The sequence below is a fragment of the Paenibacillus lutimineralis genome (assembly GCF_003991425.1).
In the GTDB taxonomy this organism is placed as follows: domain Bacteria; phylum Bacillota; class Bacilli; order Paenibacillales; family Paenibacillaceae; genus Fontibacillus; species Fontibacillus lutimineralis.
Genome location: NZ_CP034346.1, coordinates 4,951,002 through 4,963,879, shown reverse-complemented (window position 1 = coordinate 4,963,879; position 12,878 = coordinate 4,951,002). Strand labels below are relative to the sequence as shown.

12 protein-coding genes and 4 tRNA genes are annotated in these 12,878 nt (G+C 47.1%); 9 read left to right on the top strand and 7 right to left on the bottom strand.

Annotation, left to right across the window (positions count from 1 at the left end; translation table 11 throughout):
• Positions 1-50 precede the first annotated feature (50 nt).
• Genes EI981_RS22060 through EI981_RS22050 form a run of 3 tightly spaced genes read right to left on the bottom strand, consistent with a single transcriptional unit; the run spans position 51 to position 3,345 of the window.
• Entirely contained in the window at positions 51-1,223 is a 1,173-nt protein-coding gene (locus tag EI981_RS22060; RefSeq protein WP_127001920.1) for an ABC transporter permease, read from the bottom strand.
• Positions 1,220-1,927, bottom strand: a complete 708-nt coding sequence (locus EI981_RS22055) for an ABC transporter ATP-binding protein (protein ID WP_127001918.1) — start codon at positions 1,925-1,927, stop codon at positions 1,220-1,222. The genes EI981_RS22060 and EI981_RS22055 overlap by 4 nt, the downstream gene beginning before the upstream one ends.
• Positions 1,927-3,345 carry an efflux RND transporter periplasmic adaptor subunit gene (locus EI981_RS22050; protein WP_127001916.1) on the bottom strand — a complete coding sequence of 473 codons (1,419 nt, stop codon included), beginning with the start codon at positions 3,343-3,345 and terminating at the stop codon, positions 1,927-1,929. Before EI981_RS22050 ends, EI981_RS22055 begins: the two co-directional genes overlap by 1 nt.
• A 298-nt stretch (positions 3,346-3,643) precedes the next feature.
• On the opposite strand from EI981_RS22050, the gene EI981_RS22045 reads away from it, so the two are divergent.
• Positions 3,644-4,012 carry a DUF4190 domain-containing protein gene (locus EI981_RS22045; RefSeq protein ID WP_127001914.1) on the top strand — a complete coding sequence of 123 codons (369 nt, stop codon included), beginning with the start codon at positions 3,644-3,646 and terminating at the stop codon, positions 4,010-4,012.
• A gap of 230 nt (positions 4,013-4,242) precedes the next feature.
• Positions 4,243-6,396, top strand: coding sequence for a Tex family protein (locus EI981_RS22040; protein ID WP_227011935.1), 2,154 nt, complete (start codon positions 4,243-4,245; stop codon positions 6,394-6,396).
• A 62-nt stretch (positions 6,397-6,458) separates the two neighbouring features.
• On the opposite strand, the gene cmpA is transcribed toward EI981_RS22040, so the two are convergent.
• The gene (gene cmpA / locus EI981_RS22035) at positions 6,459-6,608 is read right to left on the bottom strand and encodes a cortex morphogenetic protein CmpA (RefSeq protein ID WP_127001910.1); all 150 of its coding nucleotides are present in this window, start codon (positions 6,606-6,608) and stop codon (positions 6,459-6,461) included.
• 483 nt (positions 6,609-7,091) lie between these two features.
• On the bottom strand, positions 7,092-7,445 hold the full coding sequence (locus tag EI981_RS22030; protein ID WP_127001908.1) for a hydrolase/acyltransferase: 354 nt from the start codon (positions 7,443-7,445) through the stop codon (positions 7,092-7,094).
• Between the two features lie 143 nt (positions 7,446-7,588).
• Between EI981_RS22030 and EI981_RS22025 the strand changes: the two genes are divergently transcribed.
• Positions 7,589-8,050, top strand: coding sequence for a SprT family protein (locus tag EI981_RS22025; protein WP_127001906.1), 462 nt, complete (start codon positions 7,589-7,591; stop codon positions 8,048-8,050).
• Between the two features lie 54 nt (positions 8,051-8,104).
• On the top strand, positions 8,105-8,320 hold the full coding sequence (locus tag EI981_RS22020) for a hypothetical protein (protein WP_127001904.1): 216 nt from the start codon (positions 8,105-8,107) through the stop codon (positions 8,318-8,320).
• On the opposite strand, the gene EI981_RS22015 is transcribed toward EI981_RS22020, so the two are convergent.
• Entirely contained in the window at positions 8,293-8,853 is a 561-nt protein-coding gene (locus EI981_RS22015; protein ID WP_227011535.1) for an ArsR/SmtB family transcription factor, read from the bottom strand. The two genes, EI981_RS22020 and EI981_RS22015, sit on opposite strands and share 28 nt — an antisense overlap.
• A gap of 99 nt (positions 8,854-8,952) precedes the next feature.
• Positions 8,953-10,194 carry an MFS transporter gene (locus EI981_RS22010; RefSeq protein WP_227011534.1) on the bottom strand — a complete coding sequence of 414 codons (1,242 nt, stop codon included), beginning with the start codon at positions 10,192-10,194 and terminating at the stop codon, positions 8,953-8,955.
• Positions 10,195-10,462: 268 nt separating this feature from the next.
• Between EI981_RS22010 and EI981_RS22005 the strand changes: the two genes are divergently transcribed.
• From EI981_RS22005 to EI981_RS21985, 5 genes are all read left to right on the top strand, one after another.
• Positions 10,463-10,538 (top strand) — tRNA-Asn (locus EI981_RS22005).
• A 7-nt stretch (positions 10,539-10,545) separates the two neighbouring features.
• A tRNA-Ser gene (locus EI981_RS22000) sits at positions 10,546-10,634 on the top strand.
• Between the two features lie 201 nt (positions 10,635-10,835).
• Positions 10,836-10,910 (top strand) — tRNA-Glu (locus EI981_RS21995).
• An 8-nt stretch (positions 10,911-10,918) separates the two neighbouring features.
• A tRNA-Leu gene (locus EI981_RS21990) sits at positions 10,919-11,001 on the top strand.
• A 202-nt stretch (positions 11,002-11,203) separates the two neighbouring features.
• Complete coding sequence (locus tag EI981_RS21985) at positions 11,204-12,847, top strand: helix-turn-helix domain-containing protein (RefSeq protein WP_127001898.1); 1,644 nt, start codon at positions 11,204-11,206, stop codon at positions 12,845-12,847.
• The last annotated feature ends 31 nt before the right edge of the window (positions 12,848-12,878 follow it).

Sequence of the window (12,878 nt, the reverse complement as noted above, 5' to 3'; positions counted from 1 at the left end):
TAGAAGCTACGGTTGCCAGCTTTTATGTTGATTCTTATAAGGCAGCTAATTTATTCACTGCGTAAGGCATAGATTGGGCGCAGCTTGGCCGCTTTGTTCGCCGGGATCATACCGAAGATAATTCCGATGAACAAGGAGAAGATGAAAGAGATCATTACGATATAGACAGGAACCGTTGTAGTTAGGGAAGTATAACGCCCAATCAGCGCACTTACACCATAGCCTATCCCGATCCCCACGATTCCTCCAAATCCGCTGAGGAAGGTGGATTCAACCATGAACTGCATGAGTATATTCCGCTTCTTAGCTCCAATGGCCTTTCTTATTCCGATCTCTCTCGTTCTTTCGCTCACTGAGACGAGCATAATGTTCATGATCCCGATTCCTCCGACTAAGAGCGAGATTCCTGCGATGCCTCCTAGAGCCAGGGAGAGCGTCTGGGTCGTTGAATTTACCGTATCGAGCATATCCTGAGAGTTGAAGATGCTGTAGGAATTGGACGCATTTTGGAACTTCTTGTTCAGCTCGGCTTCCAGGGATGACTTGACGGTACTGATTAGCTTCGAGTCAGAGGCTTGAACAGTAATCGAACGAATGCCTCCACTTCTTAATGTTCGTTCAGCGGTCGTCAAGGGAATCAGAATCTTATTGTCATTAGAGGCTGTAAGACTCGAGCCCTTGGATTCCAGCAGTCCAACGATCTTGAAGCTGGAACCATTCAATTGAATCGTCTGTCCGACGGGATTCTCATTTCCGAAGAAGGTTTGCGCTGCCTCGCTGCCCATTAAAGCGACCTTCATCCGGAAGTCATTATCCAGATCGAGAATGAAGCGACCCGATTGGACATGAAAATTATTAACGTCCTCATAGGAAGGGACAATTCCCTCGACGGATATGGTGTCATTGGTGGTCCCCTTCTTAACGGTTACGGAATTGCTAATAACAGGGGACACGGCCTTAACTCCCTCAATTTGTCCGAGATCCATCGCTTCGTCAAGCGAGAGAGAGGTAGAGGCTCCCCGGCCCATAATATTTACCGTAAGCAGATCTGTCCCCAGTCCTTCCAGCTGGGAAGTAATTTGCGAGGTCGTTCCTTGGCCAACCGAGACGAGAATAATGACCGAGGATACGCCGATGATAATTCCAAGCATAGTTAACAATGATCTGACCTTGGAGCCAATGATGCTCTTCCAAGCCATTTTGATGCTCTGCAGCAGATTCATATGGCCTCCCTCTGATCGTCAATGATTCTGCCGTCTTGGATATGAATGATTCTTGTGGCTTGCTGTGCAATCGACAGATCATGCGTGATAATTAGGATGGTATGACCAAGGGCATTCAACTTCTTCATTTGTTCCATGACCTCGATTCCGGTTCTGCTATCGAGCGCTCCAGTTGGCTCATCAGCCAATAGAAGCGGGGGATTGCCGGCAATGGCGCGGGCGATAGCGACACGCTGCTGCTGACCGCCTGAGAGCTGCGGCGGTTTGTGGTGCATGCGGTCCTCAAGGCCGACCGTCCGCAGCGATTCCTCAACGATTCTCGCTCGATCTTTATGCGGGATATTCCGGTATACCAGCGGAAGCTCCACATTTTCGTAAGCTGTTAATTTGGACAATAAATTAAAGGATTGAAAGATAAAGCCGATTTTCTCATTTCTGATCTTGGCTAGTTTATTATCGGACAGCTTGCTAACATCAACGCCTTCCAGGTGATAGGAGCCTTCACTGGCGATATCCAGACAACCGAGCATATTCATAAGTGTAGATTTGCCAGAGCCTGAAGGGCCGATTATTGCGACGAATTCACCGTAATTAATCATGAAGGAAATATCGGAAAGCACCTTCATGATCTCGCCCGCCATCATATAGCCGTGTCCGAGCCGGTTCACTTCAATCAAGGGAGGTACCGATGGGATGTCCGCCATTATTGTCCACCGCCTTTAGGAGCGCTGCCTCCGCTGCTAGGTCTATTGCCGCCTGTGAAGCCACCTCCGTTAAAGTTGCCGCTTGGCATCATTCCGCCGGATTCACCGCGGAAGCTGCCTTCACCGAATCTAACTGCCCCTCCGCCTTGAATGAGTTGCTCCATAGCGGCATTATTCGTTGATTCCGAAATAATAGTTGGAATGACGACTTCGTCGCCTTCATTTAAACCGCTGACGATCTCGATATCATTTTCATCATGGACGCCAACCTCGACTTCTTTTGTATTACCTAACATGCTTCGTCTTCCGTTCCTAGAATTGCTCGTGGTTTCTGAGCTCCCCTGCTTGTCCGTCAGCTCCGCTGGATTTTCCGGGGCTGCTTCGGAACTGTTCCCGCTTTCAGCGCTGACATCTGCTTTATTTTGAATTGCCGATCTGCGGGCATTTGCCGAATCCGCTGCTGTCGGAGTATTCTCTTCGGCCTCAGTACCCGTAGATGGGAGCATTACGAAGTATTTTTCACCTAATTTCTGAACAGCTTCGATCGGCAATTTAAGAATATCTTCCTTCTCATTCACTATAATGGTCGCTTCTGCAGTCATTCCGACGCGCGCGCCATCTGTCGGATTCATCTTGATTGTGACATCGAACAGGGATACGCCGTTAGAGGCAGAACCTTCATTCGATATATCGAAGACGGTACCATCAATAGTCTGGTCTGGTAAAGCATCCAGTTGGAGTGTTGCTTTCAACCCTTTTTTCACTTCAGGGATATCAAGTTCATCGACCTGGGTCTTCACACTTAAATTTTGATAATCGGTAATGACGAATAATTCACTGCCCGCTTTGGTTTGTTCACCGGCAGTAATGTTGACAGCTGTTATCGTCCCGGCGATCGGAGAAGTCAACGGATCGGGAGGAAGCATGTCCTCTTTTATCGTGGCGATATCCTTCTCTGTCTTCGTGATATTCAATTCCTGCTTATCTATTGATTTCTGGATCTGTTTCAACTCATCCTCGGAGTCACTATCTTGGGCTTTGCGCTTGTATTGATCCTGAAGATCCTCGAGATCCCATTTTTGCGTCTGCAATGTGGTCTCCTGGTCTTCGAGCTTGTCGGATAGATCCTCTGGCTCATAGGTCAACAGAGTCTGGCCCTTTTTGACGACGTCGCCGATTTTGACGAGCACCTTGCTTACCTTGCCTTCGTCCTTGGTTCGGATACTTTCGCTATCAGTGGAGATAACGGAGCCCGATCCGGAGACGCTAACTGTAATATTACCCTTCATTACCTTGGTCGTCCTCTGCTGCGGGGGCTCCGCCGAGTTCTTCTTAGACGGGAGCGTCAGCGATAGGGCAACGGCGATAAGCGCCAATATAACGACCACAATTACAATCCATAACCATTTCTTCTTCAAATAGAATCACTCAGCTTTCTTCATATGGTTCGAACGACAACTCAACTTATGTAAAGGTGTTAAGCGGCTCACAGTTATTTTATTGGGCGAATATGAAAGGAGAGTGAAGCTAGGCTGAGTGTAATCTGAATATAGGCTGAATGTTTGCTGAAAGGAGAGAGTACAATATTTCCCTGTTTTGATGGTAGATACGAGGTGTAGTTTGCTAAAAGTCAGTAAAATTATTGGAGTTTTTCACTCCTCTACTGGGGATATCTGTTATAATGAAGCTATATATTTATGGGGAGGACCTTTTTGAATGGATCAAAATCGGTCAGATCAGCAGTATCAATATTCAACGATGAATAACTACCCACCGCCGTTTCCGCCGGGACCTCCGGTTGTTCAGAAGACGAACGGCAAGTCGATCGCGGCTTTGGTATTGGGAATTTTATCACTCCTGATTCCTTATGTCGGTTTTCTTCTGGGGATAATGGCGATTATTTTCTCTAGCTTGTCTTTAAAAGAACTCAAGCGGAGATATGAGCAAGGAAAGGGCTTGGCAATAGCCGGACTTGTTTGTGGAATTATCGGTACTATTATTTATGGGCTTTTGCTTTTCATCATTTTGTTTGTCTTTATTATTTATGCTGGAAGTGTGGACAACGCTATTTACTCCAATTTCTAAAATAAGGCGATAGAGCATCGGGGGAACCCGGTGTTTTATTATTTTATCCTGCAGCTAGTTGGGTGAAAGCTCAACATGCTGGAAATGAGCTTGAAAGTTTGTGATAATAGAGACAATTGTATTTTGATACGAAAGAGGGATTGCACTTGTCACAATCGGATACGACAGTAACCACAACGGTAAATCAGGTTCATTCAGGGGCTGAGGAGCAGGAGCAACTTGTCCGCCAAATCGCCAAGGAGCTGAATCTGTCCCTGAAGCAAGTGAGGACGACAGCATCATTATTGGATGAGGGCAACACCATTCCGTTCATTGCCCGTTATCGGAAGGAGATGACCGGAGAGCTTGATGAGAACCAGCTACGGGATATCGCCGATCGGATGCAATATTTACGCAACCTGGGTGAACGCAAGCGTGAGGTGTTGCGGATCATCGATGAGCAGGGGAAGCTGACCGATGAACTGGCTGCGGCGATTGGACAAGCAGTGAAGCTTCAGGAAGTCGAGGATTTGTATCGTCCGTATAAGCAGAAGCGCAAGACGCGGGCAAGTGTCGCCAAGGAGAAGGGGCTAGAACCGCTGGCCAAGTGGATACTTGCTCAGCCGAAGCAAGGAAACCTGCTTCAGGAGGCGGCTCAGTATATCGATGCTGAGAAGGGCGTTGAGACTGCGGAGGAAGCTGTTCAGGGGGCGATGGATATCATCGCGGAAGAGATCTCCGACGAAGCGTCAACCCGGACATGGGTCCGTCGTTATACGATGGATCACGGATTTATGGTATCAGAAGCGAAGACGCCGGAAGAAGAGTCGGTGTATGAGATGTATTATAACTACCGGGAAGCGGCGAAGAAGATGCCTTCCCACCGTATCTTGGCTATGAATCGCGGCGAGCGTGAGAATGTGCTAAAGGTGACGCTGGAAGTGGAGATAGAAGCGATTCATCGTCATATTGCCGGACGCTGGATCAAGGGCAACTCAGTGGTAGAGGCCGTACTTCATTCCGTCATTGAGGATGCTTACAAGCGGCTGATCGCCCCTTCGATTGAGCGGGAAGTACGCGCTGAATTGACGGAGAAGGCTGAGGGCCAGGCGATTGCTATCTTTGCCGGTAATTTGCGTAATCTTCTCCTTCAACCTCCAGTACGCGATCAGCGGGTACTTGGTGTCGACCCTGCCTACCGTACAGGATGCAAGCTCGCTGTCGTTGACGAGACTGGCAAGCTATTGGAGGTTGCTGTTACTTACCCGACGCCGCCAAACAACAAGAAGCGGGAAGCTGAGGAGATATTCAACCAGTTGATCGACAGATATGGGATATCGTTGATCGTCATTGGCAACGGAACAGCATCACGGGAGACGGAGCAATTCGTAGCTGACGTGATCGCGGGCAGAAATAACAAGGACAAGGAGCTTGCTTATTTGATCGTCAACGAAGCGGGTGCCAGTGTATACTCTGCTTCCAAGCTCGCTCAGGAGGAGTTCCCAGATCTGGACGTGGCAGAGCGCAGCGCAGCTTCGATTGCGCGGCGTCTGCAGGATCCGCTTGCTGAATTGGTTAAGATCGAGCCAAAAGCGATTGGTGTTGGGCAGTATCAGCATGATGTATCCCAGAAGCATCTCGATGAGAGCCTGAAGAATGTCGTGGAATCCGCTGTTAACCATGTTGGTGTGGATGTTAATACGGCTTCATCTTCCTTGCTGTCTTATGTATCTGGCGTAAATGCAACAATTGCGAAGAATATCGTGAAATATAGAGATGAGAACGGCAAGTTCAAGAGCCGTAGGGCACTCCAGAAGGTGCCGCGGCTGGGTGCCAAAACCTATGAGCAGTGTATCGGCTTCCTGCGTATTAACGACGGCAGCTTCGAGTTGGATCGTACGCCAATCCATCCGGAATCCTATGAAGTGGTGGAGCGGTTATTTGCTGAGCTGAGTGTAGAGATGAAACAGCTTGGCTCGAAAGAATTAAATAGCAAGTTGGCCACTGTACAGCCAGAGGCGGTTGCTGCGCAATTGGAAGTCGGCGTGCCGACACTACGCGATATTATCGACAGCCTGCAGCGTCCGGGCCGTGATCCGCGCGAAGAACTACCTCTCCCAATCTTCCGCACTGATGTGCTTAAGATCGAGGATCTGACGCCAGGTATGGAACTGCAAGGTACGGTGCGCAATGTGATCGATTTTGGCGCCTTTGTCGATATCGGAATCAAGAATGATGGTCTTGTGCATATTTCCCAGCTTAGCGATCGCTTCGTGAAGCATCCGATGGATGTCGTCTCGGTAGGAGATAATGTGACCGTCTGGGTCCTGAATGTTGATCTGAAGAAGGGAAGAGTCGGCTTGACAATGCGTAAACCTAACGATTCTGCCAACGGTCCGCAATAGTGATAATGAAAGAAGCCCGCCGGATGATGGCGGGCTTTCGTCTATATTGGACGGTTATTAGGCTATGATTTGGAACGGGGCAGTTGACTTGAGGTCCCATTGGTCCATTGACGGTTATAGTAGAAGAACCAGCAATCATTGAGTAATCGTATCTGACGGCGATCCCGCTTATTAAAGGCTCGCATAATTTGATTACTTAGCCAAATTGGCAAGGATATCTCCTCCTCCGGCATGCTTAGTACGTTTAGCATATGGGGGAATGCCGGAAAAAGTGCAGGTCCGCCACAATAGAGGAAGTCAAAAAGGCCGCTTTTGATCTCGAAGTTACACTGAAAGCTTATCCGGCATCGAATCTTGAATTCAGCCGGGCCCTCCGGTGCTCACGTACCCACTACGTACGCTGCGCTCCTCAGTCCCTATCTTCATCCAACCTTCTCGGAGCTGAAAAGCGGCCTTTTTGAACATCTATTAAAATAAGGAAGTCAAAAAGGCCGCTTTTGATCTCGAAGTTACACTGAAAGTATATTCGACATCGAATCTTGAATTCAGCCGGGCCCTCCGGTGCTCACGTACAAACTACGTACACTGCGCTCCTTTCGTCCCTATCTTCATCCAACTGAAGCGTTTTGAAAAAACGCATATCGGAAGGATAAGCTTCGGAGCTGAAAAGCAGCCTTGTTACACTTGTATAAAAGTTAAATAAGTTCCTCTTCTTCGTACCACTGTTCGAGTTGGGCTTGCAATGCGCGAATCTCGGTTAGCAGGGAGATGAGCGGGTAATTCTCCTCCTGGATGGAAGCGAAGGCGGACTCCAACTCGTTGATATAATTGATTCCGCTCGCAATTTGCAAGGATGGCTGCAGCAGGTCAAGACGGTCGCACTCAGCAACAGCCAGCGGCAGGCTTGGCACATTGGCGGCAGTTAACTTGGCGATCTCCTTGTTCAGTCGCAGATTAAGTGCACTTAGCTGATAGGCATATTCTTCCGGCATTTCTACAAATTTCAGATCATTATTTTGCTGCAAAATGACGTATCTCATTGAAGGCATCACGAATAATCTCCTTTATTCTGTCATTACTACTTGACAGTGTAGCCTAAGAGGAAGTTAAAATTCAAGTAAAATCAGCATGATGACCGGCGTGTTATGATAAAGTAGAACAAGTTACTATACCAAGAGGAGAAGCCACAACTATGGACGACAAACAGCTTCAGGAATGGGTCGAGGAAATCTCACAGCGCAGTTTCGGTGTACCTTTTCTCCACCAAGCTTCATTTAACAGGCGCTTAAGGACGACCGGGGGAAGATATTTTCTAAAAAATCATAATATTGAGATTAACCCTGCGCAGCTTCAGACCTATGGCCTGGATGAGGTGGAGAAGATAATTAAGCATGAACTGTGCCACTATCATCTTCATTTATCGGGCAAAGGATACAAACACCGAGACCCTGAATTCAAGGCACTGCTGCAAAAGGTAGATGGAAGCCGTTATTGCCAGTCGCTGCCGGGAGCTGCTAAACGCCGGACCTTGCCCTATCGCTATAAGTTAATATGTGTCCGCTGTGGAATGGAGTATAAGCGCAAACGTAAGGTAGATCCTGCACGGTACCGCTGCGGCCGTTGTTCAGGCGTATTGAAGCTGCATACAATATAGGGATGCGATTTTATGCTATACTAGAGCTATTAACAGATGAGGAGTGATATGTATATGGCAGTATCAAAGGCGAAGAAATTTCGGCAAAAATGCGTCAGGGAAGGCAAGCGCAACCCCGAGGATGGACGAAGCCAGTTCGCTTTCGCGGATATGAGAACAAGACAGACGAAGAGCAAGCTGGAGCAATTGAATAGGAATAAGCATAAGAACCATCATTCCTACAATGGAGACGATGGTTCTTTTTATTTGGATTTGATATCTGGATTGTGAAATAGAGTAAAGAACATCTCGTACCGCACGCGCCCCTCTTCCGGGGAAGGGTGGCCATGCTGCTCACAAAATTCATTAATCATCGAGAACAACTGCTCGGCTTCCTGCTCTGTTAAATAGATGCTACTATTATTAATTAAGTTTCCTTTTGATTTGCTCCCACTGTAATTCTGCAGGAAACGCTTCTTGTTCTCATCATAGAAGTTCGAGACCAACTTCTCGGCCTCCGATTGGAAGACCTGCTTGATCGTATCATCAACATCACTTTTGCTAATGATGACCTGGCCTTTATAAGGTTCATAATATTTGGCTGTAATTCCGTTCACCAGCTTGGTATCTACCAATTCAAGCATCCCGATGCTCTCCAGCTTCTTGGCATGATAATACACCTTGGCAGGCACTTCATGAAGAGCGTCGGCCACTTCTTTTACCGTTGCGGGTCTGTTGAAGCTTATAAATTCATTCAGAATCTGAATGCGGTAGGGATCGGAGTATATACGGATTTCTTCTAAAGTTTTGAGTTCCTTTTTCACGATGTTCCCCCTGGAATCTAATAAGTTCATATAACTGCTTCATTTTAGTATAACTCATGCAAGGGAAAGTACAAGATAGAAGCGGCTGGGTAGCCGCCGTCAGATCTCACGGAAGCTACGCCGACTGAGTAAATAGAAGAACGGAACGATCATCAATAGACCAAAGATGAGAAATAAAAGATTGACTTTCATCCATTCCCCTAAAATTCCGGCCAGAGAGCTGCCAATCGGTATTGCCATCGTACAGATCATGCTATAAATAGCTCCGACTCTGCCTAGCAGTTCCTTCGGTACTGTCTCCATAAAATAAGTAGTGGCCGGCGTGCTGATGAGTGAGACTGATATCCCCATGCAAAAAGTGATAACGACGGCAAAATAAAGTGACTGAACCTGAAAGAAGGTAGGCAGATACAACAGAGAATAGCTTAGACCGAGCATCAAATAACCCAGAATGATAAGCTGGCTTTTCTTGAACCGTATGCCCTTGCGGCTAATCCACAGCGCGCTTACGATCATTCCGCTAATCATGCCGATTCCGAGTATACTTAGCCCTTGGGGTCCGGATTTGAGAACTTCTGCTACATAGACCGGAGTCAATACATTATAGGGAGCAAGACATAGGTTAACATAAGCAGCGCAGATGACAATGGTGACGATCATTCGATTCGAGAAGAGGAACTTGAGTCCAAACTTAATTTCCTGAATAAAAGAGGTCTTCGCATCTGAAGTTTGAGATGTTTCTTCTCCAGTTTCTTCGTTGACACGGATAAAGGCTATTAGCGTAGCGGCTGTGAAGAAGGTGATTCCATCCAGCAAGATTGCTCCGGAAATACCTAAGAAGGCGATCATACCGCCAGTAATGGCAAGACCGGCTAATTCGGCAGTTCTTGTGGCGGAGGTAGAGATAGAGTTGGCACTTAATAGCTTATGTTTTGGAAGCAAAGAAGGTACGATCGCCATTTCCGCGGGATACGAGAAGCATTCGATGGTGGAGATTGTAAAGGTCAATACATACAGATGCCAGGGTTGTAGCCATCCTTGCCAATACAGTAGTGCTGTAAAAATGACAAGCAGACCGCGACAAGAATAGGTGATGACAATGACTTTGCGCTTCGACCAGCGATCCACTAGGGCTCCAGTGAAGAAATTGAACAGGATGCCGGGTACGAAATTAAGAGCGAACAGAGTACCCATCATGATTTTCGATCCTGTGAGCATGTAGACCATCCAGCTATAAGCGATCGAGTCGATGGAATCGCCAAAGTGTGAGATAACTCTGGCAAGAAGATAAAGCGTAAATTCTTTATGAGCAAGCAAGCCGGAGAGTTTCTTTTCCTTCATCAAAACAGCTTCAGGCATAAATATCTTCCTCTCGATAAAATATTTAACTTGTTCAATTTTATTTGACATTAAAATTATTTTAACGTTGACTTTATTATATCCACCATTTGGAATTTAGCAAGGGGGGATGAGAACAATTTTAAACTTTTTTTGGCTTAGCTTGTCCTCTTATTGCTTATTGTGTGATCTAGCAAAAGTCTGTCACACTATCTTGACTTTCTGATGAAAGCGTAATAAAATTGGATTTATTCTGATAGTTGTTCAATGTTCCCTGATAGCTCAGTCGGTAGAGCACTCGACTGTTAATCGAGTTGTCACAGGTTCGAGTCCTGTTCGGGGAGCCATTTCTTTGGAGAGATACCCAAGTGGCTATAAGGGGACCCTCTGCTAAGGGGTTAGACTGCGTAAGCGGTGCGAGGGTTCGAATCCCTCTCTCTCCGTTCTGAATAACTTCATCTGCAAGTCATGAGAATCCTCATAAGAAGGGTTCGTCAGAGTTGAAGCTTCCGCGCTGTATAACAGTGCCGGGAGTTTTTTATTTCTGGAGTGAGGGTGAAAAAATATTTAAAAAACATCTTGCCATGTTTAATAGTTCTTGCTATAATCTTTCTTGTCGCTGCTTTTGGAACCTAATTAAATAAGGCCCGTTGGTCAAGGGGTTAAGACACCTCCCTTTCACGGAGGTAACAGGGGTTCGAATCCCCTACGGGTCACCATGTTATATGCGGTAGTGGTGGAATGGCAGACACGCTATCTTGAGGGGGTAGTGGGCGTACGCCCGTGGAGGTTCGAGTCCTCTCTACCGCATACAGACAAGAAGCACTCGCTGAGGCGAGTGCTTCTTCTATTATCTATGAACAACCTGATTCCTTAGAAGGAGTGGGGTTGTTTTTTTATTTTATAGGAATAAAGGGAGTCGTATGGAAAGTCCTTATCGCAGACTAGCGTTTATGGTATGATATCCACATGATAATGATAACCATTCTCAATTGATAAAGGCGGTACATAAATGATGATCAATGCAAACCATAAACGAGCAGATCTTCAGGCTATGATGATCAGACTGTGGCATGCGGACTTTTATAACCAGATCGGATTGAATCTGGAGCAGCAGCTGGCTATGCAAAATGCGTTAATTATAGTGTTAAAGGGCGAGCTCAATCTCGAGTTGGAGGGGCGGGCTGTTCATCTTAGTGAGGGCGGTGTTCAGCTATGTCCTTGCGGAAGAACCTTTGGAGCGAAGAGCGGTAGTTGCGATCTCGTGACGGCAGCCGTATTCCATTTTAGTCTCTATCATGCGGATGCTTCATATAAGGAATCTATAAAAGAGATTACAGATTTGGGATCTTGTACACTCTGGGAGGACAATATGACTGTATGTTCGATAGAGAACCTGAAGGCGATAAGCCGTAAAGTGTATAGGAATTTTCATCATAGTCAGTCGCATAAGCAGTGGCGGGCCCAACTTGATTTCCAGGAGCTGCTGTACGAACTGGTGGCCGGGAGTGGGAATGCGGGTGGAATCGATAAAGCGCAAGCGCTTGAAATGGCTAGAACGTATGTCGAGGAGCATTATGGCGAGGAATTGACGATACAACGACTGGCTGAGGTCGCAGAGTTCAGTCCGAAATATTTTGCAGATATGTTCAAGAAGGCATATGGACACAGCGTCATGGATTATGTAACACAGGTAAGGATGGCAAAGGCGAAGCAGCTAATGCTCGGTTCTGACGCATTGTTGAAGGAGATTGCTCCGTTGGTGGGGTACAAGGACGAATTCTATTTTAGCCGAAAATTTAAAAAAGAGATGGGCTTGTCCCCTTCGGCATACATGAAGGAGCGGAGCAACAGGATCGCCTTATACGGCTCTACCTCGCTGCTCGGATATCTGACTCCGCTGCAGATTATTCCCTATGCGGCTCCATTGCATCCTAAATGGTCATCCGAGCAGTATCATACCCTTGGCCCGGACATCCCTGTTCATCTGGATGCCTATCGGCAAAATCATAATAAAGAGGCTAATCTTGAGAAGCTTGCGGCGGCCAAGCCGGAGCGAATTATATGCATCCAAGGGGTGGAGCCTTGGGAGAAACGGAGATTAGAGCAGATTGCCCCGATCCATGAACTGTCATTGGAGACAGGGGATTGGAAGGGAGAGCTAATGACACTGGCCACGCTGTTAGACAGGAAGGCGGAGGCAGAGCAATGGCTGCAATCCTTTGAACGAAATATTATTCGGCTGCGGCTTCGGATCATTCAGTATATGCAGCCTCCGGCAGCGGTAGTGGTGCGCGTTTTTCATGATCAGCTTGCATTAAATAACAGTCGAGCTGTGCATGAAGTGCTCTACAAGCTGCTGGGCTGCGAAACACCCCCTAATCTCCAAGAGGCACAACCCATTGCATCGCTGACTGTGGATCAATTGGCGATGATCAAGGCAAAGCATATTTTCGTCCTAGTCCGACAAGACTCGGAGACACTGGCCTATTGGAAGGAGCTATCGTCCTCGGCGGCATGGATGTCCATTCAGGCGGTTAGAGAGGGGAAGATGCATCTTATTAACTCTTATCCGTGGCGGGAACATTCTCCGGCTGCGATGGAGCAAATGGCAGAAGCTGCAACAGAGCTGTTAACTGGAAAAAGTCCATGCTAATTCGGGAATTTGTCCATGGTACATTCGACAC

Bases quoted from the DNA above. Each gene is read 5' to 3' on its own strand.
- EI981_RS22055 (WP_127001918.1), bottom strand. From the start codon at position 1,927: ATGGCGGACATCCCATCGGTACCTCCCTTGATTGAAGTGAACCGGCTC.
- EI981_RS22020 (WP_127001904.1), top strand. From the start codon at position 8,105: ATGGCAGTATCAAAGGCGAAGAAATTTCGGCAAAAATGCGTCAGGGAA.
- EI981_RS22010 (WP_227011534.1), bottom strand. From the start codon at position 10,194: ATGAAGGAAAAGAAACTCTCCGGCTTGCTTGCTCATAAAGAATTTACG.
- EI981_RS22060 (WP_127001920.1), bottom strand. From the start codon at position 1,223: ATGAATCTGCTGCAGAGCATCAAAATGGCTTGGAAGAGCATCATTGGC.
- EI981_RS21985 (WP_127001898.1), top strand. From the start codon at position 11,204: ATGATGATCAATGCAAACCATAAACGAGCAGATCTTCAGGCTATGATG.
- EI981_RS22025 (WP_127001906.1), top strand. From the start codon at position 7,589: ATGGACGACAAACAGCTTCAGGAATGGGTCGAGGAAATCTCACAGCGC.
- EI981_RS22030 (WP_127001908.1), bottom strand. From the start codon at position 7,445: ATGCCTTCAATGAGATACGTCATTTTGCAGCAAAATAATGATCTGAAA.
- EI981_RS22045 (WP_127001914.1), top strand. From the start codon at position 3,644: ATGGATCAAAATCGGTCAGATCAGCAGTATCAATATTCAACGATGAAT.